Below are 21,398 nucleotides of genomic sequence, written 5' to 3'. Positions count from 1 at the left end.
GGTATTCCCCGGTGATAGCAGAAACCGGAGCGCAGGTCAACGGTCAGCGATGCGCAAAATGCGCGCGTAGCGTGGTTTCCAGCATGTGAGAGAGCCCCGGTTGAGGCGGCGACGTTCGGGTCGTCGCCGCCTCCCGGCCTCGCACCTGGCGGCCCCGGTGGGACACGTCCCACCGGGGCCGGATTCCGTTTCAGGCCTTGTCTGCGAGCATCCGCTCGCGCACCTCGCGGCGCAGCACCTTGCCGATGAGCGAGCGCGGGAGGTCCTCCATCTGCACGATGCGCCGCGGCACCTTGTAGGCCGCCAGCCGCGTGCGGCAGTAGTCGCGCAGCCCCTCCACGTCGAGCACGGCGCCCTCGCGCAGCACGACCGCGGCGGCGACGTCCTCTCCCCGGCTGCGGCGCGGCAGCGCGACCACGGCGGCCGCGTCCACGTCGGGGTGGGTGTGCAGGGTGTCCTCGACCTCGGTCGGCGACACGTTGAAGCCGCCCGTGATGATGAGTTCCTTCAGGCGGTCCACGATGGTGACGAACCCGTCGGCCGAGACCGATGCGATGTCGCCGGTGCGCAGCCAGCCGTCCTCGAGCAGGGTCGCGGCCGTCTCGGCGGGGCGCCCCCAGTAGCCCTGGAACACCTGCGGTCCGCGCACGAGCAGTTCGCCCGCTTCACCGAGCGGTCGGTCGACCGACGGATCGTCGGGGTCGACCACGCGGATCTCCGTGCTCGGGAACGGCACGCCGACGGTGCCGGGGCGGCGCGTGGTGCCCATCGGGTTGCCGATGGCCACCGGGGAGCTCTCGGTCATTCCGTAGCCCTCCACGAGCAGGCCGCCGGTGGCCTCCTCCCACCGCTTGACCGTGTCCACCGGCAGGCTCATCGCACCGGAGATCGCGAAGCGCACGCTGCTCAGGTCGATCGTGCCGCGGGCGGCCGCGCGGGCCAGCTGATCGTAGATCGGGGGGACGGCGGGAAGGAACGTCGGCGGGCTCTTGCGCGCGGCATCCGCCACCAGCCCGACGTCGAACTTGGGGAACAGCACGAGCTTGGCGGCGATGCCCATCGCGAAGGTCAGGCACAGCGTCATCCCGTACGCGTGGAAGAGGGGCAGCACCGCGTAGAACGTCTCCTCGCCGTCGACGAGACCCGGGACCCACGCGCTTCCCTGCATCGCGTTGGCGCGGAGGTTGCGGTGGGTGAGGATCGCCCCCTTCGGGGTTCCCGTCGTTCCGCTGGTGTACTGCAGCACGGCGATGTCGTCGACCGTCGGTGCGGGATGCCGGGCGGAGAGGCGCCGGTGATCCAGCAGCGCCTTCCACGTGTACGGCCGACGCAGCTCCGGGGTGGTGGTCAACTGGGCGCGCGACTCGCGCGCCCGCGGGATCGGAAGACGCAGCGCGAGCCGCTTGACCAGCGGCAGCGCCTCGGTCATGTCCACGCTCACGATGCGCTTCGGACGCACGTCGCTCGGGAAGTCGGCGACGACGTCGACGGTCTTGTCCCAGACGATCGCGACCGAGGCGCCGTGATCCTCGAACTGGTGCCGCAGCTCACGGGCGGTATAGAGCGGGTTGTGCTCGATGACGATGGCACCCAGCCGCAGCACGGCATAGAAGGCCACCACGTGCTGGGGGCAGTTCGGCAGCACGATGGCCACGCGGTCCCCCTTGCGCACACCCATGCGGCGCAGGCCCTCGGCGGCGCGCAGGATCTGGTCGCCGAGCTCGCCGTACGTCGTCACCGCACCGAAGAACTCCAGCGCCGGCCGGCGCGCGTGCGCCTTGATGCTGGCCTCGATCGTCTCAGTCAGCGACTGCGTCGGGGGGACGATGTCGGCAGGCACGCCGTCGGCATAGGCCGCCAGCCAGGGACGCGATGCGAAGGGGTTCGATGGCATGCTTCCATCTTCCACCCCGCGGGCTGAGGGTTCGCTCACGCGCGCACCAGATGCACGGTCGGCCCTCGCACGCAAGGGGGTACGAGTTCCGGTGAACGCGACGTAGAACCGAACAGCGTCGGATCCCCCCGGCGCGGAAGGAGAGAGCAATGTCAGAGAGTTACGGAGCGGGGGCACCGACCTCGTCGGGTGCCGCCAGCGGCAGCACCTCGGCCAAGGTCGACACCGCCAAGGCGGAAGCCGCCGACTTGAAGAACACGGCTGCCTCCAAGGCATCCGACGTGGCCTCGACGGCGAAGGACGAAGCCGCCACCGTGATCGGCGAGGCCGGCGCACAGGCACGCATGCTCTACGCGCAGACGCAGCGGGAGCTGAACGACCAGGCGAGCAGCCAGCAGCAGCGCGTCGCCTCAGGGCTGCGCGACATGAGTTCCGAGCTGGCATCGATGTCGTCGCATGCCGACAGCCAGGGCGTCGCATCGGACCTCGTCCGCCAGGCCGCCGACCGCCTCTCTGGGGCAGCGGCGTGGCTGGGTGACCGGGACCCCGCGGGTGTGCTCGCCGAGGTGAAGAGCTACGCCCGTCGCCGGCCCGGCATGTTCATCGCTGGTGCCGCCATCCTCGGTGTCGTCGCGGGGCGCCTGACGCGCGCGCTCGCGGCGAACGCCTCCGACGACAAGGACAGCGCAGCCGCTGCTCCGCGCGTCGCGCCGTCACCGGTTGTCGCGCAGACCGGCTCCGTGGCCGACGGCACGGCAGCGCCGGTGCCGCCGACATCGACACCGGGCCACGTCGACACGCCGCTGTACGAGCAGTCCACGACCATGCAGAGGTCGGGACCGTCCGCGGAAGGGAAGCCGGATGTCCGACGCGACACCCTCTGAGCAGAAGGCGGCGACGACGTCGCTGGGTGATCTGCTGTCCGAAGTCACCAGCGACATATCCACGCTGATGCGGCAGGAGGTCGCCCTCGCCAAGGCGGAACTGAAGGAGTCGGCCAGTCGCACGGCCAAGGGTGCGGGCATGCTCGGCGGGGCCGGATACGCCGCGCTGATGGCCGTGTTCTTCCTGTCGTACGCGCTCTGGTGGGCATTGGGAACCCTGGTGGGCGGCGGCTGGTCCGGCGTCATCGTGGCCGTGCTGTGGGCGGTCATCGCCGCGGTGCTCTACGTGATTGGCCGCAACAAGTTGAAGGAAGTCGAGGGTGCCCCGCAGACGGTGGAGACCCTCAAGGAGATACCCGAGACGCTGAAGAGGAATGAGGAGAACCGATGAGCGATTCACCCGACCAGATCCGCGCCGACATCGAGCGCACCCGGCAGGACCTCGGCGGCGACGTCGATGCACTGGCCGACAAGGTCACTCCGTCGAAGATCGTGGACAGGCAGAAGGACAGGGCACGCGAGGCCGTCCGATCGGTGCGCGAACGCATCATGGGCGCCGCCGACGACGCCGGCTCGGCGGTGTCCGGCGCGGGATCCTCCGCGGCGGGCAGCATCGGCGACGCAAAGGACCGGGTCGTCGCCAAGGCGGAGGGCAACCCGCTCGCCGTCGGGCTCATCGCATTCGGCGCAGGGCTGCTGGCTGCATCGCTGATCCCCGCCTCGTCGCAGGAGAAGCGGATGGCGGCGGACGTCAAGGACAAGGCCCAGCCCCTGGTCGATGAGGCCTCGCACGTCGCCCGCGACGTCGGCGAGCACCTCAAGGAGCCCGCCCAGCAGGCGGCGAGCGCCGTCAAGGATGCCGCAGCCGACTCCGTCGAAACGGTGAAGACCGAGGCGCAGTCCGCCGCGACGGACGTGAAGGATCAGGCGCAGCACAGCAGGGAGAACATCGCCGGCGGCTGACGCCAGCCCGGGCGGGGGTCGCAACGACGGGACCCCCGCCCGCTGGGCGGGAGCAGGATAAGCCACCATCGCCGCGCGCAACAGGGATTGCGGCGATCACCCGCGAGCAGTGAAGTGGTGCGATGAGCAAAGACATAGCCGCGGTGGCTCCCACCGCACCGATCGGGCTGAAGCGCGCCGTCGGCACGCCCCTGCTGTTCGCCTTCATCGTGGGCGACACCCTGGGTGCGGGCATCTACACCCTCGTCGGCTCGATGGCCACCGATGTCGGTGGGGTCATCTGGCTGCCGCTGCTCGTGGCTCTTGTCGTGGCGCTGCTCACGGCCGGCACCTATGCCGAGCTCATCACCAAGTACCCCCATGCCGGCGGCGCTGCCCGCTACATCGACCGCGCCTTCGGCAAGCCCTACCTGTCATTCCTCGTCGGGTTCCTGATGATGGCTTCCGGCATCACCACCGCCGCCGCGCTCGCCAACGCGTTCGCCGGCGACTACCTCACCGCGCTGATCGATGTGCCCCCGATCCCCACCGCGATCGTGTTCATCATCGTGCTGACCCTCATCAACCTGCGCGGAGTGCGGGAGTCGCTGGGCGCGAACCTCGTCGCGTCGGTCATCGAGGTCAGCGGTCTTGTGATCGTCATCGTCGTGTGCGCCATCGTCTTCGGCAACGGCGACGGCGACCCGTCCCGCATCTTCGAGTTCGCCCCCGACGTTCCTCCCGTCGAGGGCGTGTTCGCGGCATCGATCATCGCGTTCTTCTCCTTCCTCGGGTTCGAGGCGGCCGCGAACATGGCCGAAGAGGTGAAGAACCCCTCGAAGGCGTACCCCCGGGCTCTGTTCGGCGCGATCAGCACGGCCGCCGTCGTGTACCTGCTCATCGCGATCGGTGCGGTGATCGTCCTACCGCCCGCAGAACTGGCGACCTCGACCGGCCCGCTGCTCGATGTCGTGTCCGCGAGCGGCCTCGGCATCCCTTCGTGGCTGTTCGGTCTCATCGCGCTGGTCGCGATCGCCAACGGTGCCCTGCTGTTCATGGTCATGGCCAGCCGGGTGAGCTACGGTCTCGCCGAAGCCGGCCTGCTGCCGCACGCCTTCGCGCGGGTGCTGCCCAACCGGCGCACCCCGTGGGTCTCGATCGTCGTCGTGGCGGGCATCACCATCCTGCTGACCCTCGTCGGTGACGTCGCCACCCTCGCCGAGACGACGGTGCTGCTGCTGCTCCTCGTCTTCCTCTCGGCGAACGTCAGCGTGCTGGTGCTCAAGAAGGACAAGGTCGACCACCGTCACTTCTCGGTGCCGCGGTTCATCCCCGTCATCGGCATCCTGGCGTGCCTCGTGCTGCTGGCCCAGCAGTCGTGGCAGGTCTGGCTGGGTTCGCTGGCGTACATCGCCGTCGGATCGGTGCTCTTCTTCGTGGCGCGGTACGGCCGCAAGCGCGGCGACGAGAAGCGGCGTGTCAAGGCCGCGAACCCCGCGCCGATCGCCTGAGCGCCGGCGACCACGGCGCGGGTCGCGCGGGCACCGCATCGCGCGGTCGGGCAGCAGTCGGACGACTCCCTAGAATTGGCCGGTGCAGGCAACCCGATACGTCACCGACGCCGCCCGCGCGAACCTCAGTTCGGCGATCGCCGCAGCGCTCGGGTTCGCCTTCGCGGTCGCGACCGCCGCGATGCGCGGGGACCTCGGCGTGGTCGATCCGCTGCGACTCGGAATCGACGTCTACCTGTTCATGTGGCCGTCGTTCGGCGCGGTCTATCTGGTCTGGACGCACCTCGCGTACTCCCGGCACGACGTCGCGACCCTCCGCTGGCGCACGCAGCGGGAGCTGCAGGCGCAGCGCCGCTGGTGGTGGCCGCTCGTCGGATTCGGCGGCGCGTCGAGCTGGACGCTGAGCGCGGCGCTGGCCGCGGTGTTCATCACCGTCGTCATCGCGCAGACGCCTGAGTACCGCGGCAGCCTGCTGTACGTCGCCCTGGGGCTGCTGTGCGTCGCCTGCTCGTGGGCGCTCATGGTCTACGCGTTCGCCCTGCAGTACCTGCGTCTGCAGGTCGGCACGATCGACGCCGATCACATCCGCCTGGAGGTCGGCAGCCCCGCCACCTTCGGCGACTACCTCACGCTGTCGATCCTGCTGTCGACGATGGCGGCGACCGTCTCGGCGTCCGTGCGCACCCGGCAGGCGTGGATGCTCGTGCGCACGAACGTCCTGTTCGCCTTCACGTTCAACTCGGTGATCGTGGCGATGGTCGTCTCGCTGCTGCTCGGCGGCCTGAGCGGCTGAGGATGCCGCGTCGAGCGGCGGCGATGTCGGTGGCTGCCCCTAGCGTGGCCGGCGTGGACCGCGACGCGCTGCCGGGGCCGTGCGCACTGTGCGGCGGACTGGCCGGCGTGCGCGCGGAGGGCTCGTGGGTCTGCGCCGCGTGCGGGTGGCGCTACGGCGCCGCTCCCGACCCCGATCTGCCGCTCCCCCGCATCGACGTCGTGTACTACCTGCGCTTCGACGCACGGGTGAAGATCGGGACGACGTGGCGGCCCCGGCAGCGCCTCGCCGCGATCCGGCACGAGGAGCTGCTCGCGTTCGAACGCGGCGCCAGAGCCCTCGAGCAGCAGCGACACCGCGAGTTCGGCGATATCCGCGAGGGTGGCGAGTGGTTCACCCTCGACGAGTCGCTCGCCGCGCACATCGCCGCGGTGCGCGCGGCCGGCGACCCGTGGACCCTCTACTCCCGCTGGCTCAGCGAGGCCCTCCGCCGCTGACCGCCGCGCTCGGCCGCGTCGCGGATCCCGCCCGCCTCGGGGTTCGGGGCGCGTATCCGTCCCCGAACCCACGCATCCTCAGGTTCGGGGCGCGTAAAGGGTCCCACCGCTGGCCCTGTTCGAGGACTAGCCTGCGAGTGATGGTGACTGAGCGTCGGACAGCACAGGACAGTCGTGCGGGAGGTGGCGACATGCGTGCACTGATCGTCTATGAATCGCTGTGGGGTAACACGGAGAAGATCGCGCGAGCAGTGGCAGAGACGCTTGCCGGAACCGGAACGGTGGATGTGGTCGAATCGGATTCCGCCCCGGCGTCGCTGGACGGCTACGACCTGCTCGTCGTCGGCGGTCCGACGCACGCGTTCTCGATGCCGCGGCCGGCCACCCGCGCCGAAGCCGTCACCTCGCACGGTGCGCCGCATGCGCCCGAGCGCGGGATCCGCGAGTGGCTCGCCGGGCTCACCGCCGGCCTAGCCTCGATCCCCGCGGCAGCGTTCGACACGCGGGTCGACAAGCCTCGTCTGCCCGGCTCGGCCGCCGCATCCGCCCGCCGCGAGCTGCGCAGGCTGGGCTTCGACACCGCCCTCAAGCCAGCGACCTTCCGCGTGCACGGGTACGAGGGTCCGCTGCTCGAGGGCGAGATCGAGCGCGCGCACGCCTGGGCCGCTGGGCTCGCGGCAGCAGGGTCGCGCGGCTGAACCCCGGCACGCGCACACCGCTGCTCGCGGCACCTGCTGACACCGGACTCGCGACCGGTCTATCGTGCCCTCATGACGACCGACCCACGGGTGCTCGACTGGCTGCTCGACTCCGACCCGGCCCTGCGATGGCAGGTGGAGCGCGACCTGGCGGGCGCACCTGACGAGGTGTGGCAGCGCACGCGCGCACGCGTTCTCGTCGAGGGCTTCGGGGCACGTCTCCTGTCGCACCAGGACCCCGACGGCCAATGGGCCGGCGGTGCGTTCTTCCCGGCCGGGTTCTTCGACAGCGAGGAGATGCAGCAGCCGGGCCAGCCGTGGATCGCCACGACCTGGAGCCTCAAGGACCTGCGCGAATGGGGCGTGGATGCCGCCGCCCTCGGCGACACCGCCGAGCGCCTCGCCGCGAACAGCCGCTGGGAGTACAACGACCTCCCCTACTGGGGCGGGGAGGTCGACATCTGCATCAACTCGTACACGCTGGCATCCGGCGCGTGGCTCGGGGTCGCCGTCGCACCGCTCGCTCGGTGGTTCGTAGAGCACCGGCTGGCTGACGGCGGGTGGAACTGCGAAGCCGAAGAGGGCCACTCGGTGCGCTCATCGTTCCATTCGACCCTCAACGCCGTGCGTGGGCTGCTCGCCTACGAGAAGCTCACCGGAGACACCACGGCGCGCGATGCCCGCCATGGCGGCGAGGAGTACCTGCTCGAGCGGCGCCTGCTCTACCGCCTCAGCACCGGCGAGCCGGTGGGAGAGTTCGTGTCGCGGTTCGTCGCCCCCACCCGCCATCGGTACAGCGCCCTCACCGCACTGGACCACTTCCGCGACGTCGCGCTGCACGAGGGCCGCGCGCCCGACGCCCGCATGGCCGACGCCGTCGCCGTGGTGCGCGACGCGCGCCGGCCCGACGGCACGTGGCTGCAGGGCGCTCCCCTCCCGGGCCGCACGTGGTTCGACGTGGATGCCGGCGAGGGCGAGCCGTCGAAGTGGCTCACCCTCACCGGCACGCGCGTGCTCGACCGGTGGGATGCCGCCACGGCGTGACCGGCCGCCGCGGCATCCACCCGATCAGGTGCGGGCGGTCCCGCCGGTCACTGCGCGCGCCACAGCTCCCAGACGCGTTCGGCGATGCGCTGGTAACGCCGGCGCGGACCGGCGATGTCGCGCCCGAACATCGCGATGAACACGCGGTGCACGAGTGTCAGGGTGTCGTCGTACGAGCGGACCGCTGCCATCCGCGGGGCGATCTCCACCGCCTCGGGGTGATACTCGTCGGGGTTCGTCCCCTCGTAGTCCAGACCTATCGGGTCCTCGTCGAACAACAGGCGTTCGAGGCGCTGCACGCGGTCGTCGGTGGTGTTTACGGGCATGGCGATACTCCTTCGGTGCCCCGGCCTTCGGGGCTCAAGAGGATCGCTCGCCCTGGGGCGACGGCGTTCAGGCCCGGGAGGGTTCGCGCGCATCCCGTCCGTCGAGCATGATCGGCAGTCCATCGATCTGCGCGAGCGCCTGCGCGCGGTTGTTGCGTGCGGCCTGCGCGTGGTCGGCGATGTCGGCACGCACGTCGTCGGAGTACTCGCCGGTCGACGCGGCCACGACCGCGGCGTTCGCCCGGTTGCGAAGCGAGATGAACATCGGCTTGTTCTGCATCGACCGATCGACCCACTGCGGTCGGTCGAACACCGTCCCCATCTGGATGGTGCCCTCGTCGATCCACATCGACGCGTACACCTCTGCCGCGCCGAGGGCGGCCTGGATCCCGAGGTCGGCGTCGACCGGAGTGTCGAGCAGGGCGCGCACCTCGTGCTGCAGATACGGCACGACCGGCAGCACCTCCGCGGCATCCGCCTCACTCACGGCTTTGGCCTCGCTCGCGCGTGCGATCACCGCACCGACGAGGTCGAGCCGTGAGGTGAGTTCCTCTGCCAGGGCGGCATCCAGCTCACGCCCGTCCCGCATGGCGAGGGCGTTGTGGAAGACCATGAGGCGCTGCAGGTTGGCGAACATCAGGATCAGCGCATTGAAGCGGTGTTCGTCGGGAGTCATCGTTCGACGCTATCGGATGCCGGCGCCTGCGGCCCCTCGGTCGTTGAGCGGGCACCCCTTCGGTCGTTGAGCGAGCGAAGCGAGACGAAACGCGGTGTCCGTGCGGGCAGGCCCTCGGTCGTTGAGCGAGCACCCCCTCGGTCGTTGAGCGAGCGAAGCGAGACGAAACGCGGTGTCCATGCCGGCAGGCCGGCCCCGGGCAAAGAGAAAGCCCCGACCGTTACCACGCGGCCGGGGCGAGACGGATGAGAAATCCGCCTATCGAGAATCAGTCTACGCCACCACAGGGGCGACCCGGACCACAGCGGCGTTCAGTGCCAGACCGCGCGACCCTGGCAGATGTCGTCCACGCGCGCGGCCAGGTCACCGGCGCGATCCTCGGGCACGGCGAAGCTCAGCTCGACCTCGACCCCGTGGCTGGCCTCTCCGAGCTCCGCGCCGGCGACCTCGAGCTCGCGGCGCACGGCGCCCTCCTGCGCGTAGGGCACCGAGACGCGCAGCATCCGCGTGCGGATGAGCGGCACGCGCTCGGCACCGAGGAGCGCCTGCGCCACGGCATCCGTGTATGCGCGGACGAGCCCTCCCGCACCCAGCTTCACGCCGCCGAAGTACCGCACCACGGTGGCGAGCACTCCCTCGAGCTCCTGGTGCCGCAGCACCTCGAGCATGGGGCGGCCCGCGGTGCCGCTCGGCTCGCCGTCGTCGTTGGCGGCGGAGTGGCCGCCGGCCATCAGCGCCCAGCAGATGTGACGGGCGTCCGGATGCTCGGCCCACAGCTCCTGCACCCGCGCGACGGCAGCTTCACGTCCCGCGACCGGCTCGACGCACCCCAGAAAGCGGCTCTTCTTGATGACGAACTCACTGTGAACGGGCGCGGCGAGGGTGAAGGGCATGGCTCAGGACTGCTCGGGGCGAGCGCCCGACCGCCGGTGTGCACGGTCGGCCGTCGCGTACTCCGTCATCTGCTGCGCCCACCGGGCCAGGTGCGCCTGCACGAGGTCGGGCTGATCGTTCTCCAGGTTGTGGCCGGCCCCGTCGAGCACGGCATACGTCGCACGGGGGAAGCGCTGCGCGAGCGCCCACTGATCCTCATAGCCGACCACGGCGTCCTGACGACCGGTCAGCATCAGCACCGGACGATCGAAGCCGGCGAGGTGATCGTCGGGTAGCGCGGGCAGGGCGTAGTCCTTCGCCAGGCGCGCCATGGCGCGCACGTCGGCGCTCTGCAGGCCGGGGAGCACCGACCGTCGGAAGCGTTCCCAGTTCTCCCGGGACTGCACGACGGCCAACTCGGTGTAGGCCTCGGCATCGGCGGCGCTCAACCCGGCGACGAGCGCGGCGTCCTCGACCAGAACGGCGTGCGGTGGGACCAATCGGTTCTCGCGCACCGAGTCCACGACAGGAGCCAGCAGCGCCATGCCGAGGCACTGGTCGGGCCGACGCGCGACCAGATCGCGGGCGAGCAGGCCGCCGAGCGACGCGCCCACCACGGCGAACGGCGTGGAGCCGAGCAATCCGCCTACTGCCTCATCGAGCCAGTCGGCGAGCTGGGACAATCCACCTGGGGCATCCAGCGCCGGCGTCGCACCGAACCCGGGCAGATCGAGGTAGATGCGTTCCCACAGCCCGGACTCGTCGAAGGCGGCATCCAGCGCCAGCATCATCCGGTGATCCACGCCGTTGCCGTGCACGAACACCACTGGGGTTCCGCTGCCGAGCCGGACGACGTGCGGGGGCCGCGGCACCGTGAGTGCGGTCACTGACATGAATACATCATGACCCCCGGAGCCTGGACCCGCCCACTCCCGTCAGACGCCCGGTCGGATCGTCAGGTCGGGGATCTGCGCGTCGCGAGGCAGGTCCAGCACGGTGAGGATGCTCGTGACGACCGAGTCCGCATCGATGAAGCCGGCCGGGTCGTAATCGCGTCCTTCCTGCTCGTGCACGCGCTCCTGCATCGCCGTGGCGGTGCGCCCGGGATACACCGACGACACCCGCACGCCGTGCGGCGACTCCTCGGCGCGCAGGCTGTCGGCGAGCGCCTTAAGTCCGTGCTTGGATGCCGCGTAGGCCGCCCAGTCGGGCGCCGCACGCAGTCCGGCGCCGGAGTTGACGAACACCACCTGGCCCTTCGCCGCGCGCAGCGCCGGCAGCAGCAGCCGGGTCAGCTCAGCCGGCGCGACGAGGTTCACGTCGAGCTGCGATGCCCACTTCGCGACGGTGAGCTCGGCCACCTGGCCCAGGTCGACCACGCCCGCGACGTGGAGCAGCGAGTCCAGGCGGCCGGGGAGGTCGTGCCGCGTGAGCGCCGCGGCAAGCTCGCCCGGCGCCGCCAAGTCGGCGACGATCGTCTGAGCACCGGGAAACCGTTCCCGCAGCTCCGCCGCACGGGCGTCGCTGCGCGCGAGCAGGATGAGATCGTCGCCACGTGCCTGCAGGCGCGCGGCGAGGGCGGCGCCGATGCCGGAGCCGGCGCCGGTGAGCAAGTGCAAAGCCATACCGCCATCGTCCCACGGCGCGCGAACGCGGCAGGGTCTGGGCGCGCCCTGCGAGGGGGACGTAGCATCAGCGCACCCACCTCTCACCTCCGGGGGCACGATGAAGCTTCTCCTCACGTCTGGCGGCATCACCAACGACAGCATCCGCGCTGCGCTCCTCGAGATGCTCGGCACCGACATCGAGGAGGCGTCCGCCCTCTGCATCCCCACCGCCCAATGGGGCCATCCGCTGTGCGGTCCCGTCTCGGCGCGCCGCTTCGTCAGCGGTCTGCCGCCATCGGGCGGGATGACCTCGCTCCCTTGGAAGTCGATCGGCCTTCTGGAACTCACCGCGCTGCCCACCATCGCGCCGGAGCGCTGGCAGGGGTGGGTGGGCGACGCCGATGTCCTCCTCGTCGACGGCGGCGAGGCGACCTACCTCGCGCACTGGATGCGGGCGTCCGGGCTGGCCGACTCGCTCCCGTCACTCACCGACACCGTGTGGGTGGGGGTGAGCGCGGGCAGCATGGTGCTGACCCCGCGCATCGGCGACTACTTCGTCGAGTGGCCGTCGGCGCCGGACGACACGACCCTCGGGGTCGTCGACTTCGCGATCTTCCCGCACCTCGACGTCTTCCCCACGAACACGATGGATGCCGCGGAGCGCTGGGCGGCACAGATCGGCATCCCCGCGTATGTCATGGATGACGAGACCGCGGTCCGCGTCGTGGATGGGACGATCGACGTCATCTCGGAGGGGCGCTGGGCGCGGCTCGGATGAGTCCCGAGCGTTTCGTCTCGCTGCGCTCGCTCAACGACCCGTGTTGCGGCCGTTTCGTCTCGCTGCGCTCGCTCAACGACCGGGCCGTTGACAGGCAAGTGGATACTTGCATAACGTGGGCGCGTGGATCAGGACGCAGAACTCTATCGGGCGCTTTCGGATGCGACGCGCCGACTGATCCTGGACGAGCTCGTCGATCGCGACGGCCAGACGCTCTTCGAGATCTGCGGGCGACTCACCATGAAGCACGGGGTGACCTCATCCCGCCAGGCCGTGTCACAGCACCTCGAGGTCCTCGAATCCGCGGGCCTCATCCGCACGCGCCGCGAGGGCCGATACAAGTTCCATGACCTCCACACCGAACCACTCGCGGCGATCGCCGCGCGGTGGCAGCGAAAGGAATCCGCATCATGATCCGCATCACGACGACCAGCGTCTACGTTGACGAGCAGTCGAAGGCGCTCGATTTCTACACCGAGAAGCTCGGCTTCATGAAACAGGTCGATGTGCCGACCGGCGAGTACCGCTGGCTGACGGTGAGCAGCCCCGCCGATCCGAACGGCGTCCAGGTGCTGCTCGAACCCGATCAGCACCCCGCCGCAAAGGCGTTCAAGGCCGCTCTGGTCGAGGACGGCATCCCGTTCACGCAGTTCGCCGTCGACGACATCGACAGGGAAGTCGCGCGCATGAAGGAGCTCGGCGTGAGATTCACGCAAGACGTGACGGACTACGGAAACGTGGCCGTCGCCGTCTTCGACGACACATGCGGCAACCTCATCCAGCTCGCGATGATGAAGGGTTCCGCTGCCTGATCGTCGGACATTGACGGAGAACTCCGTCGCTCAACGACCGGGCGGGCGGCGCGTATCGCTCGTCGGCGCGGAACGGTACGCCCCGCGCTCCCTAGACTCGACTCGATGACGACCGAACCTGCCCCTCAGCTGTCCCCGGACTCCTCTCCTGCGGCTGCGCCGGTCTTCGGGACGGTTGCCGCGGCATCCGTGATGGCCGAGTGCCTCAGCGTTCAGAGTCAGGTGCATCCGCGCTCAGCCCTCGCCCGATGCTTCGGCAGATCGCCCCTGTCGGAGGACTCGCGCTCCTGGTATCTGGGAACGCTGGGCGAACTCGACGCGGCAACCCGCCTTGAGTCGCTCGACGAGGGCTGGGCCGTTCTCCACTCCGTGCCCATCGGAACCCGAGGCAGCGACATCGACCACGTTGTCGTCGGCGCCGCCGGCGTGTTCACCATCAATACGAAGCTCCACGAGGGCGCGCGGATCTGGGTGGGCAGCCGGCGGCTACTGGTCAATGGTCAGAAGACCGACCATCTTCGCAACACGCGGTACGAGATTGAGAGAACGCGCAAGCTGCTGTCGACCGCGGCCGGCATCGACGTCCCCGTGCGCGGAGCCATCGTCATCGTCGGCGCCAAGGAGATCACGATTCGAGAGCAGCCGGAGGATGTCGCGGTGTTGGCGGCGCCCCAGCTCCTGCGGTGGCTGAAGAAGCAAAAGCCGCTTCTCAACCCGGCGAAGCTGACGGCGGTGACGGCGGTTGTCCGCGACGAGGCGACATGGTCATCGCAGCCTCAGCCGCTTGTCGATGCGCAGAGGTTCAGCGAACTGCGTCGCGAAGTCGAGTCGGCGAGACGCATACGGATGCTCTGGGGCGGCGTCCTGCTCGTCGCCATCCTCTCGGTGGGTGTTCCGTTCGCGGTGGACTTGTACACTCGCGTATTCGGCAGTTGACGCAGGCCTCGACGGCGTGGTGGCGCAGCCCTCACTGGGTCACTCCCGCCCCCTCACGACGCTCAACGCCTGAGTCGCGGCGCGTTTCGTCTCGCTTCGCTCGCTCAACGACCCAGACGCGAGGAGAACGTCAGCGGAGCGGCTTCACCATGATCAGGCACGGCGTGCCCTCGCCCCAGAGGCCCGTCTCCTCCAGGGGCAGGAAGCCCATCTTCTCGTAGAAGCGCCGGGTGAGCGCGTACCCGGCATCCGGGTGCGAGGGACCGAGCGTCTTCACCTCGAGGAGGCGAACCCCTCGGCCGACCGCGTCGGCCTCGATCGCAGCGAGCATCGCCGTTCCGACGCCGGAGCCATGCGCCGCGCGATCGACCACGGTGAGATGGATCTCCGCGACGTGCGGATAGTGCCGGTCCACCAGAGTGACGCCGATCACCGAGCCGTCGGCGTCACGTACCGTCCAGGTCTCCTTGGTCTGCGCCGCCTCGATGTACTCTGCGTTCGCTTCCGGTTGCCCGAACCATTCCGGCACCCTGTCGAGCAGGCGGGCGACGTCCTCCGGGACCGCGTGGTCCTGCGCCGCCTTCCACGCGGGGCGGTGCCTGCCGTCGGCTCGCGGGGCGGTTTCGTCACTCACCGTGCGCTCCTCTCCGAGCGGGGCGTTTCGTCTCGCTTCGCTCGCTCAACGACCGGGGAACACGCTCGCTCAACGACCGGGGGGGTCAGTTGTTGAAGCGGAACTCCACCACGTCGCCGTCCTGCATGACGTAGTCCTTGCCCTCCAGCCGCGCCTTGCCCTTCGCGCGGGCCTCGGCGACCGAGCCGGTCTCGACCAGGTCGTCGAACGAGATGACCTCGGCCTTGATGAAGCCCTTCTCGAAGTCGGTGTGGATGACGCCGGCAGCCTGCGGCGCCTTCCATCCCTTGCCGATCGTCCAGGCGCGGGCCTCCTTGGGACCTGCCGTCAGGTAGGTCTGCAGGCCCAGCGTGTCGAAACCGATGCGGGCGAGCTGATCCAGACCCGACTCGTCCTGTCCGGTGGATGCCAGCAGCTCGGCGGCGTCCTCGGGGTCGAGGTCGATGAGCTCTGACTCGATCTTGGCGTCGAGGAACACGGCCTTCGCCGGGGCGACGAGCGCCTCCAGCTCGGCCTTGCGCGCGGCATCCGTCAGGATCGACTCATCGACGTTGAACACGTAGATGAAGGGCTTGGCGGTGAGCAGGCCCAGTTCCCGGATCGGCGTCACGTCGATGCCGGACGACGACAGCAGTTGCCCGCGCTCGAGCGCGTCCTTCGCGGCGAGCGCCGTTTCGAGCACGACGGGCTCGGCCTTCTTGCCGCGCACTTCCTTCTCGTAGCGCGTGATCGCCTTCTCGAGGGTCTGCAGGTCGGCCAGTGCCAGTTCGGCGTTGATCGTCTCGAGGTCGTTCTTGGGGTTCACCGCACCCTCGACGTGCACGACGTCGTCATCGGCGAAGCCGCGCACGACCTGCGCGATGGCGTCGGCCTCGCGGATGTTCGCGAGGAACTGGTTGCCCAGGCCCTCCCCCTCGCTGGCGCCGCGCACGATGCCGGCGATGTCGACGAACGACACCGCGGCGGGCAGGATCCGCTCGGAGTGGAAGATCTCCGCGAGCTTGTCCAGGCGCGGGTCGGGCAGGTTCACCACCCCGATGTTCGGCTCGATCGTCGCGAACGGGTAGTTCGCCGCGAGCACCTGATTCTTGGTCAGGGCGTTGAAGAGCGTCGACTTGCCGACGTTGGGGAGACCGACGATTCCGATGGTAAGAGCCACGGGCATCCAGTCTACGTGGCGGGCGGCGCCGGGCCCGACCGGCGCGTGCTGAGAGAATGGATGCCGCCGGGTCCCTCCGGCGGAGGAAGGCATCCTGTGAACATCACGCACCTGGAGCGGTTCGTCGCCGTCGCCGAGGAACTGCACTTCCCGCGCGCTGCGGAAGCCCTCGGCATCCCACTGGCATCGCTCTACACCTCGATCGACAAGCTCGAGGCCGAGGTCGGGCAGGCGCTGATCACCCGCGACGGTTCCGGCACGCGTCTGACGAAGGTGGGCGAGCTGTTCCTCGACGAGGCCAAGGAGCGCATCGCCTCCGCCCCCGCCCCCGCGCCGAAGCCCGTCGTCCCCGCGGGCGGCAAGGCGAAGGCTTCCAAGGGCAAGGGACGCGCCCCCGTCGTGAAGGGTCAGCCGAAGCCCTACAAGAAGCGCCAGGGCCGCTGACGCGCGGCATCCGCTCGGCTAGAGCTCGGTGACCTGACCCGCTTCGACCCGCCAGCGGCGATCGGTCTGCACCGTGTCGAGCATCCGCCGGTCGTGCGTCACCAGCAGCAGGGTGCCCTCGTAGGTCTCGAGCGCCTGCTCGAGCTGCTCGATCGCCGCGAGGTCGAGATGGTTGGTCGGCTCGTCGAGCACGAGCAGGTTGACTCCGCGCGCCTGCAGCAGCGCAAGCCCGGCGCGCGTGCGCTCCCCCGGTGACAGCTCGTCGACGGGACGGTTCACGTGGTCGGCTTTGAGCCCGAACTTCGCCAGCAGGGTGCGCACCTCGCCGGATGCCAGCTGCGGCACGAGCGCCTCGAAGGTGTCGGCCAGCGACGCGGACCCCACGAACAGCGACCGGGCCTGGTCTACCTCGCCGATCTCGACGCTCGCGCCGAGGCTCGCGGTGCCCTCGTCGGGGCTCTGCCGCCCCAGCAGCAGCCGCAGCAGCGTGGACTTCCCCGCCCCGTTGGGACCGGTGATGCCGATGCGCTCGCCCGCGTTGACCTGCAGCGAGACCGGGCCGAGGGTGAATGCCCCCTGTCGCGCCACCGCACCGCTGAGGGTCGCCACGACCGAGCTGGAGCGGGGAGCCGCGCCGATCGTGAACTGCAGCTGCCATTCCTTTCGGGGTTCGTCCACCTCGTCGAGGCGCGCGATGCGACTCTCCATCTGGCGCACCTTCTGGGCCTGCTTCTCACTGGACTCGCTCGCGGCCTTGCGGCGGATCTTGTCGTTGTCGGGCGATTTGCGCATCGCGTTGCGCACTCCCTGGCTCGACCACTCCCGCTGCGTCCGCGCGCGCGAGACGAGGTCGGCCTTCTTGTCCGCGAACTCCTCGTACTGCTCCCGTGCGTGACGGCGCAGCGTCGCCCGCTCTTCGAGGTAGGCGTCGTAGCCGCCGCCGAACACGCGGTTGCTGCCCTGGGCGATGTCGAGTTCGAGCACCTTCGTCACGCAGCGTGCGAGGAACTCGCGGTCGTGGCTGACCAGCACGACCCCACCACGCAGTCCGCGCACGAAGGCTTCGAGACGCTCGAGCCCGTCGAGGTCGAGGTCGTTGGTGGGCTCATCCAGCAGCACGATGTCGAAGCGGGACAGCAGCAGCGCGGCAAGCCCCACGCGCGCGGCCTGCCCGCCCGACAGCGACGTCATGAGCGCGTCTCCCGCCGTGTCGGCGTCGAGTCCGAGGTCGGCCAGCACCACGGGCACCCGTTCGTCGAGATCGGCGGCGCCGCTGGCGAGCCACCGGTCCAACGCGGCCGAGTACACGTCGGCCGGGTCGGCGCCGGCGCCTCCCACCGGAGCGGGTTCGGCGAGCGCGGCCGCCGCGGCATCCATGTCGGCGGTCGCCTGTGCACACCCGGTGCGCCGCGCGATGTAGTCGGCGACCGTCTCACCGGGCACCCGCTCGTGCTCCTGCGGCAGCCACCCTACGAACGCGTCGGGCGGCGACAGCGCGATGGAGCCGGCCTGCGGCTCATCGATGCCCGCGAGCAGGCGAAGCAGGGTGGACTTGCCCGCGCCGTTCGCACCGACGACGCCGACGACGTCGCCCGGCGCGACCGTGAGGTCGAGTCCGTCGAACAGGGTGCGGTGGCCGTACCCGCCGGCGAGGCCGCGGGCGACCAGTGTGGCGGTCATCCTTCCATCCTCCCACCGTGCGCCCCCTCGCCCGGTTCACTCCCCGGCCGCTGTTCGGGATACCGTCGAGCATGGTCAGCCCGATATCCGACGCCGCACCCGCCTCCGCACCGGATGACAGCGGTGCCCTCGCACGGCGGCTCGAGATCACGATTCAGCGGCCGAAGCTGGCGCTGTACGCCGGGCTGCGACCCACGCTCGTCATCGACGGCCGCGGTCAGCCGACGCAGTGGGGCGTGGGCACCTGGCAGGTTCCCCCGGGGGCGCACGCGGTGATCGCGGTGTACCTCTTCAACCGACTGTGGCGATTCGGGCAGGCCGAGGCGACCGTCGCCGCGGATGCCCTCACGCCGCTCGTCTACCGGGCGCCCGTGCTGCCCTTCGGCCGCGGCCGTCTGGCGCCCCGCCGCTGACGCCAGACCTCACACCGCGACGCGGGCCCTGAACGCGTAGGTCAGATAGGGCACGTCGACGACCTCATCGCCGACCGCGCCGATGTCGTCGAACAGGTCGGCCAGTTCGGCGTCGATGCGGGCGCGCTCATCATCGGATGCCGTGATGACGTGGCTGCGCGAGAAGGCCATCGCCCGCAGGTCGAAACGCGTCATCGGGCGCGACCAGCTCCACGTCTCCTCCTCGAGCGGGCCGAAGGGTGAAGACACGGGTGGGTGACCGGCCGCCAGCATCCGCTCGGCGGCGCTGCCGTCCATGATCGACCCCATGCGCGCCACCCATTCCACCGCCTCGTCACGGATGTTCCAGATGAGGCCCAGCACCCCGCCCGGGCGCAGCACGCGCGCCGCCTCGGCGGACGCCGCCGGAGGGCGCACCCAGTGCCACGACTGGCCGAACACCACGGCATCCACGCTGTCGTCGGGCAGCGGAAGGTCCTCGCCGCGGCCGACGAAGGCCGGAATGCCGCTGCTGGTGGCGCGCAGCGCATCGAGCATCCCCGGATCGGGATCGACGGCCACGACGTCTGCGCCGGCATCGCGCAGTCCGCGACTCAGCTTGCCGGTGCCCGCCCCCACGTCCACGACCCGCACGGCCCTGCCGTCGATGGTCGGCAGCAGCCACCGCACCGCGTCGAGGGGGTAGTCGGGGCGGCCGGCCTCGTACTCTCCGGTCGCCCCGCCGAACGATGTCGCCAGGAAGTCGTGATCAGCCATGCTTCCACTGTACAAACGGCACCCTGGGGCGGATCCGGGTCGCCGCGGCGTGCCCTCCGCGCCTCGGCGTGGGTCGGACCGAGAGTGGAGGGGTGCCCCTGGACTTCACCGCGATCGACTTCGAGACGGCGAACTCCTCCAGCGCTTCGGCCTGCGCCGTGGGACTCACCCGCGTGCGCGCCGGCGTCGTCGTCGCCACCGCGGGCTGGCTCATCCAGCCGCCCGCCGGGCACGACCGGTTCTTCGACCTGAACGTCGGCATCCACGGCATCCGCGCCGAGGACGTCGTCCACGCCAAGAGCTGGTCGGCGCAGCTGCATGACATCGCCGCCTTCGTCGGCTCCGACGTGCTCGTGGCCCACAACGCCGGCTTCGACATGACGGTGCTCCGACGCGCCTGCGAGGTCACCGGCGACGTGTGCCCGCCGTACCGCTACGTCTGCAGCCTGCAGGTGGCGCGCAAGACCTACGAGCTGCCGTCGTACCGGCTGCCGTCGGTGGCCACGGCGGTGGGCTTCCTGGAGTTCGCGCACCACGACGCCGCCGCCGACGCCCTCGCGTGTGCGCACATCATGATCGACGCCGCCGCGCGCGCCGGGGTCGACGATGTGTCCGACCTCGCTGCCACCCTCGGGCTGCGGGTGGGTCAGATCGCGGTTCCGGCGCCGGCGCCGGCGGTTCTGTCGGCGGATGCCGTGGCCCTCGCCGTCTGAGCCTCGCCTCAGCCTGCGGCCCGAGCGCCGTCACGGCGATGTCGGTGGCCGATGGCATCCTCGGATCATGGACGCCCTCCCCCTCGCCCTGCTGATCCTCGTGGTCCTCGCCGTCGGTGTCGGCGCCGGCTGGTTCGCCGGCGCCGCGCGCGCCTCCGAGCGCGCGGGCAGGGATCGCGGCGAGCTCGCCGCCCGCGCCGCCGCGGCCGAGACCGCACGTGACACCCTGGCCCGCCAGCTCGACGAGCAGCGCGCCCTGCAGCGCGACCTCGGGCTGCAGGCCCGTGCCGAGCAGGCCGCCCGAGAGGAGCGCGAGCGCCGTGAGCAGGCGGTGCTGCGGGCCCTCGCGCCGGTGCAGGAGTCGCTGTCGTCGATGCAGCACAAGGTGGAGCAGCTCGAGCGCGAGCGGCAGCAGCAGTACGGCTCACTGGCAGAGCAGCTGCGCCGCGCCCAGGAATCCGACGAGGCACTGCGCTCGACCACCGAGTCGCTCGCCGGCGCGTTGCGCTCCAACGCCACCCGTGGCGTGTGGGGCGAAACCCAGCTGCGCCGCATCGTGGAGTCCGCGGGCCTGACCCGCTACGTCGACTTCGACCTGCAGTCCTCCGTCTCCTCGGATGCCGGTGCCGGCCGGCCCGACATGATCATCCGCCTCCCCGGGGGCAAAGCGCTGGCCCTCGATGCGAAGGTGCCGCTCGACTCCTACCTCGAAGCGACGGCCATCCCCGAGACGGCTCAGGGCGAGGAGGGCGCACGCCGACAGGCCCTGCTGGACCGGCACGTGAAGGCGGTGCGCGCGCACGTGGACGCCCTGTCGAAGAAGGCGTACTGGGCAGGCCTGGATGCCAGTCCCGAGTTCGTCATCTGCTTCGTTCCGAGCGAATCGCTGCTCTCGGCCGCGCTCGCGCAGGACCCGGCACTGCTCGATCACGCCTTCGGCAAGCGCGTCGCCCTGGCGTCACCGGTGAATCTGTGGGCGGTGCTCAAGACCGTCGCGTACACCTGGACGCAGCAGGACGTCTCCGAGGAGGCCAGGGAACTGCTGGCCCTCGGCACGCAGCTGTATGAACGCCTGGGCTCGCTGACGGGCCACGCCGACGACATGCGCCGGGCGATCGAACGCACCGTGGAGTCGTACAACAAGCTCGTGGGCTCCCTCGAGAGCAGGGTGCTGGTGACCGCGCGGCGGTTCCCCGGCATCGACGAGACCAAGCTCGATGTGGTCGCCGCGCCCGCAGTGATCGAGAGCACGCCGCGTCGGCTGACCGCGCCGGAGTTCGATCAGGCCGAGCCGGCGCTCATCGCCGATGTCGGTGAGGTGCGCGACCGCGTGGCGGAGGACTGAGCGG

Annotated in this window: 26 protein-coding genes; 16 read left to right on the top strand and 10 right to left on the bottom strand. The window is 70.3% G+C overall.

Annotated elements, in window-relative coordinates:
- Positions 1 to 190 precede the first annotated feature (190 nt).
- The gene (locus QNO26_RS06070) at positions 191 to 1,894 is read right to left on the bottom strand and encodes a long-chain-fatty-acid--CoA ligase (protein WP_257638303.1); all 1,704 of its coding nucleotides are present in this window, start codon (positions 1,892 to 1,894) and stop codon (positions 191 to 193) included.
- Positions 1,895 to 2,043: 149 nt separating this feature from the next.
- Here QNO26_RS06070 and QNO26_RS06065 point away from each other — a divergent pair, with 149 nt between their 5' ends.
- From QNO26_RS06065 to QNO26_RS06030, 8 genes are all read left to right on the top strand, one after another.
- Positions 2,044 to 2,778 carry a hypothetical protein gene (locus QNO26_RS06065; RefSeq protein WP_257638302.1) on the top strand — a complete coding sequence of 245 codons (735 nt, stop codon included), beginning with the start codon at positions 2,044 to 2,046 and terminating at the stop codon, positions 2,776 to 2,778.
- Positions 2,756 to 3,169 (top strand): phage holin family protein, encoded by a 414-nt coding sequence (locus QNO26_RS06060; protein ID WP_257531403.1) that lies wholly within the window; start codon positions 2,756 to 2,758, stop codon positions 3,167 to 3,169. The genes QNO26_RS06065 and QNO26_RS06060 overlap by 23 nt, the downstream gene beginning before the upstream one ends.
- Positions 3,166 to 3,741, top strand: a complete 576-nt coding sequence (locus QNO26_RS06055; RefSeq protein WP_257531405.1) for a DUF3618 domain-containing protein — start codon at positions 3,166 to 3,168, stop codon at positions 3,739 to 3,741. Before QNO26_RS06060 ends, QNO26_RS06055 begins: the two co-directional genes overlap by 4 nt.
- Before the next feature lie 122 nt (positions 3,742 to 3,863).
- The gene (locus QNO26_RS06050; protein WP_257531407.1) at positions 3,864 to 5,231 is read left to right on the top strand and encodes an APC family permease; all 1,368 of its coding nucleotides are present in this window, start codon (positions 3,864 to 3,866) and stop codon (positions 5,229 to 5,231) included.
- 82 nt (positions 5,232 to 5,313) lie between these two features.
- A complete protein-coding gene (locus tag QNO26_RS06045) occupies positions 5,314 to 6,024 on the top strand; it encodes a DUF1345 domain-containing protein (protein WP_257531409.1) in 711 nt (236 codons plus the stop codon).
- A gap of 53 nt (positions 6,025 to 6,077) precedes the next feature.
- Positions 6,078 to 6,500 carry a GIY-YIG nuclease family protein gene (locus QNO26_RS06040; protein WP_257638301.1) on the top strand — a complete coding sequence of 141 codons (423 nt, stop codon included), beginning with the start codon at positions 6,078 to 6,080 and terminating at the stop codon, positions 6,498 to 6,500.
- Positions 6,501 to 6,691: 191 nt separating this feature from the next.
- Positions 6,692 to 7,198, top strand: a complete 507-nt coding sequence (locus QNO26_RS06035; protein WP_257531413.1) for a flavodoxin family protein — start codon at positions 6,692 to 6,694, stop codon at positions 7,196 to 7,198.
- A gap of 72 nt (positions 7,199 to 7,270) precedes the next feature.
- Entirely contained in the window at positions 7,271 to 8,242 is a 972-nt protein-coding gene (locus tag QNO26_RS06030; protein WP_257638300.1) for a squalene cyclase, read from the top strand.
- A gap of 47 nt (positions 8,243 to 8,289) precedes the next feature.
- Here the strand turns inward: QNO26_RS06030 and QNO26_RS06025 are convergent, their stop codons facing one another.
- The 5 genes from QNO26_RS06025 to QNO26_RS06005 all read right to left on the bottom strand — a co-directional run bounded on the left by QNO26_RS06025 (position 8,290) and on the right by QNO26_RS06005 (position 11,742).
- Positions 8,290 to 8,568, bottom strand: coding sequence for a hypothetical protein (locus tag QNO26_RS06025; protein WP_257531416.1), 279 nt, complete (start codon positions 8,566 to 8,568; stop codon positions 8,290 to 8,292).
- Positions 8,569 to 8,635: 67 nt separating this feature from the next.
- Positions 8,636 to 9,244: a hypothetical protein gene (locus tag QNO26_RS06020; protein WP_257531419.1), complete on the bottom strand. Its 609-nt coding sequence runs from the start codon at positions 9,242 to 9,244 to the stop codon at positions 8,636 to 8,638.
- Positions 9,245 to 9,555: 311 nt separating this feature from the next.
- The gene (locus QNO26_RS06015) at positions 9,556 to 10,137 is read right to left on the bottom strand and encodes an IMPACT family protein (protein ID WP_257531420.1); all 582 of its coding nucleotides are present in this window, start codon (positions 10,135 to 10,137) and stop codon (positions 9,556 to 9,558) included.
- A 3-nt stretch (positions 10,138 to 10,140) separates the two neighbouring features.
- Positions 10,141 to 11,010 (bottom strand): alpha/beta fold hydrolase, encoded by an 870-nt coding sequence (locus QNO26_RS06010; protein ID WP_257638299.1) that lies wholly within the window; start codon positions 11,008 to 11,010, stop codon positions 10,141 to 10,143.
- 42 nt (positions 11,011 to 11,052) lie between these two features.
- Positions 11,053 to 11,742 carry an SDR family oxidoreductase gene (locus QNO26_RS06005; RefSeq protein ID WP_257638298.1) on the bottom strand — a complete coding sequence of 230 codons (690 nt, stop codon included), beginning with the start codon at positions 11,740 to 11,742 and terminating at the stop codon, positions 11,053 to 11,055.
- A 100-nt stretch (positions 11,743 to 11,842) separates the two neighbouring features.
- Between QNO26_RS06005 and QNO26_RS06000 the strand changes: the two genes are divergently transcribed.
- The 4 genes from QNO26_RS06000 to QNO26_RS05985 all read left to right on the top strand — a co-directional run bounded on the left by QNO26_RS06000 (position 11,843) and on the right by QNO26_RS05985 (position 14,250).
- Entirely contained in the window at positions 11,843 to 12,502 is a 660-nt protein-coding gene (locus tag QNO26_RS06000; protein WP_257638297.1) for a Type 1 glutamine amidotransferase-like domain-containing protein, read from the top strand.
- Positions 12,503 to 12,625: 123 nt separating this feature from the next.
- Positions 12,626 to 12,916: an ArsR/SmtB family transcription factor gene (locus QNO26_RS05995; protein WP_257531428.1), complete on the top strand. Its 291-nt coding sequence runs from the start codon at positions 12,626 to 12,628 to the stop codon at positions 12,914 to 12,916.
- Positions 12,913 to 13,314: a VOC family protein gene (locus QNO26_RS05990; RefSeq protein ID WP_285181758.1), complete on the top strand. Its 402-nt coding sequence runs from the start codon at positions 12,913 to 12,915 to the stop codon at positions 13,312 to 13,314. The genes QNO26_RS05995 and QNO26_RS05990 overlap by 4 nt, the downstream gene beginning before the upstream one ends.
- Positions 13,315 to 13,419: 105 nt before the next feature.
- Positions 13,420 to 14,250 carry a nuclease-related domain-containing protein gene (locus QNO26_RS05985; RefSeq protein WP_257531430.1) on the top strand — a complete coding sequence of 277 codons (831 nt, stop codon included), beginning with the start codon at positions 13,420 to 13,422 and terminating at the stop codon, positions 14,248 to 14,250.
- A 130-nt stretch (positions 14,251 to 14,380) separates the two neighbouring features.
- Here the strand turns inward: QNO26_RS05985 and QNO26_RS05980 are convergent, their stop codons facing one another.
- Together QNO26_RS05980 and ychF are read right to left on the bottom strand one after the other, a co-directional pair.
- The gene (locus QNO26_RS05980; RefSeq protein ID WP_257531432.1) at positions 14,381 to 14,884 is read right to left on the bottom strand and encodes a GNAT family N-acetyltransferase; all 504 of its coding nucleotides are present in this window, start codon (positions 14,882 to 14,884) and stop codon (positions 14,381 to 14,383) included.
- Between the two features lie 85 nt (positions 14,885 to 14,969).
- Complete coding sequence (gene ychF, locus QNO26_RS05975) at positions 14,970 to 16,043, bottom strand: redox-regulated ATPase YchF (RefSeq protein ID WP_257531435.1); 1,074 nt, start codon at positions 16,041 to 16,043, stop codon at positions 14,970 to 14,972.
- Between the two features lie 96 nt (positions 16,044 to 16,139).
- Between ychF and QNO26_RS05970 the strand changes: the two genes are divergently transcribed.
- Entirely contained in the window at positions 16,140 to 16,487 is a 348-nt protein-coding gene (locus QNO26_RS05970; protein ID WP_257531437.1) for a LysR family transcriptional regulator, read from the top strand.
- 18 nt (positions 16,488 to 16,505) lie between these two features.
- Here the strand turns inward: QNO26_RS05970 and QNO26_RS05965 are convergent, their stop codons facing one another.
- Positions 16,506 to 18,167 (bottom strand): ABC-F family ATP-binding cassette domain-containing protein, encoded by a 1,662-nt coding sequence (locus tag QNO26_RS05965; RefSeq protein WP_257531439.1) that lies wholly within the window; start codon positions 18,165 to 18,167, stop codon positions 16,506 to 16,508.
- 17 nt (positions 18,168 to 18,184) lie between these two features.
- Here QNO26_RS05965 and QNO26_RS05960 point away from each other — a divergent pair, with 17 nt between their 5' ends.
- Positions 18,185 to 18,580 carry a hypothetical protein gene (locus QNO26_RS05960; RefSeq protein WP_257638296.1) on the top strand — a complete coding sequence of 132 codons (396 nt, stop codon included), beginning with the start codon at positions 18,185 to 18,187 and terminating at the stop codon, positions 18,578 to 18,580.
- Positions 18,581 to 18,589: 9 nt separating this feature from the next.
- Here QNO26_RS05960 and QNO26_RS05955 read toward each other — a convergent pair whose 3' ends face one another.
- On the bottom strand, positions 18,590 to 19,336 hold the full coding sequence (locus QNO26_RS05955; RefSeq protein ID WP_257531443.1) for a class I SAM-dependent methyltransferase: 747 nt from the start codon (positions 19,334 to 19,336) through the stop codon (positions 18,590 to 18,592).
- Positions 19,337 to 19,428: 92 nt separating this feature from the next.
- On the opposite strand from QNO26_RS05955, the gene QNO26_RS05950 reads away from it, so the two are divergent.
- Positions 19,429 to 20,049 carry an exonuclease domain-containing protein gene (locus QNO26_RS05950; protein WP_257531446.1) on the top strand — a complete coding sequence of 207 codons (621 nt, stop codon included), beginning with the start codon at positions 19,429 to 19,431 and terminating at the stop codon, positions 20,047 to 20,049.
- 67 nt (positions 20,050 to 20,116) lie between these two features.
- The gene (locus QNO26_RS05945) at positions 20,117 to 21,394 is read left to right on the top strand and encodes a DNA recombination protein RmuC (protein WP_257531448.1); all 1,278 of its coding nucleotides are present in this window, start codon (positions 20,117 to 20,119) and stop codon (positions 21,392 to 21,394) included.
- Positions 21,395 to 21,398: the final 4 nt, after the last annotated feature.

Source organism: Microbacterium sp. zg-Y1090 (assembly GCF_030246945.1).
Lineage (GTDB): Bacteria > Actinomycetota > Actinomycetes > Actinomycetales > Microbacteriaceae > Microbacterium > Microbacterium wangruii.
Note: the sequence above shows the minus strand (reverse complement) of the source record. Positions and strands in the feature narration are given on the sequence as shown.

What these genes read in the sequence shown, in the direction of transcription:
- QNO26_RS06070 (WP_257638303.1), bottom strand. Translation starts at nt 1,894, where the DNA reads ATGCCATCGAACCCCTTCGCATCGCGTCCCTGGCTGGCGGCCTATGCC.
- QNO26_RS06065 (WP_257638302.1), top strand. Translation starts at nt 2,044, where the DNA reads ATGTCAGAGAGTTACGGAGCGGGGGCACCGACCTCGTCGGGTGCCGCC.
- QNO26_RS06060 (WP_257531403.1), top strand. Translation starts at nt 2,756, where the DNA reads ATGTCCGACGCGACACCCTCTGAGCAGAAGGCGGCGACGACGTCGCTG.
- QNO26_RS06055 (WP_257531405.1), top strand. Translation starts at nt 3,166, where the DNA reads ATGAGCGATTCACCCGACCAGATCCGCGCCGACATCGAGCGCACCCGG.
- QNO26_RS06050 (WP_257531407.1), top strand. Translation starts at nt 3,864, where the DNA reads ATGAGCAAAGACATAGCCGCGGTGGCTCCCACCGCACCGATCGGGCTG.
- QNO26_RS06035 (WP_257531413.1), top strand. Translation starts at nt 6,692, where the DNA reads ATGCGTGCACTGATCGTCTATGAATCGCTGTGGGGTAACACGGAGAAG.
- QNO26_RS06030 (WP_257638300.1), top strand. Translation starts at nt 7,271, where the DNA reads ATGACGACCGACCCACGGGTGCTCGACTGGCTGCTCGACTCCGACCCG.
- QNO26_RS06025 (WP_257531416.1), bottom strand. Translation starts at nt 8,568, where the DNA reads ATGCCCGTAAACACCACCGACGACCGCGTGCAGCGCCTCGAACGCCTG.
- QNO26_RS06020 (WP_257531419.1), bottom strand. Translation starts at nt 9,244, where the DNA reads ATGACTCCCGACGAACACCGCTTCAATGCGCTGATCCTGATGTTCGCC.
- QNO26_RS06015 (WP_257531420.1), bottom strand. Translation starts at nt 10,137, where the DNA reads ATGCCCTTCACCCTCGCCGCGCCCGTTCACAGTGAGTTCGTCATCAAG.
- QNO26_RS06010 (WP_257638299.1), bottom strand. Translation starts at nt 11,010, where the DNA reads ATGTCAGTGACCGCACTCACGGTGCCGCGGCCCCCGCACGTCGTCCGG.
- QNO26_RS06005 (WP_257638298.1), bottom strand. Translation starts at nt 11,742, where the DNA reads ATGGCTTTGCACTTGCTCACCGGCGCCGGCTCCGGCATCGGCGCCGCC.
- QNO26_RS06000 (WP_257638297.1), top strand. Translation starts at nt 11,843, where the DNA reads ATGAAGCTTCTCCTCACGTCTGGCGGCATCACCAACGACAGCATCCGC.
- QNO26_RS05990 (WP_285181758.1), top strand. Translation starts at nt 12,913, where the DNA reads ATGATCCGCATCACGACGACCAGCGTCTACGTTGACGAGCAGTCGAAG.
- QNO26_RS05985 (WP_257531430.1), top strand. Translation starts at nt 13,420, where the DNA reads ATGACGACCGAACCTGCCCCTCAGCTGTCCCCGGACTCCTCTCCTGCG.
- QNO26_RS05965 (WP_257531439.1), bottom strand. Translation starts at nt 18,167, where the DNA reads ATGACCGCCACACTGGTCGCCCGCGGCCTCGCCGGCGGGTACGGCCAC.
- QNO26_RS05955 (WP_257531443.1), bottom strand. Translation starts at nt 19,336, where the DNA reads ATGGCTGATCACGACTTCCTGGCGACATCGTTCGGCGGGGCGACCGGA.
- QNO26_RS05945 (WP_257531448.1), top strand. Translation starts at nt 20,117, where the DNA reads ATGGACGCCCTCCCCCTCGCCCTGCTGATCCTCGTGGTCCTCGCCGTC.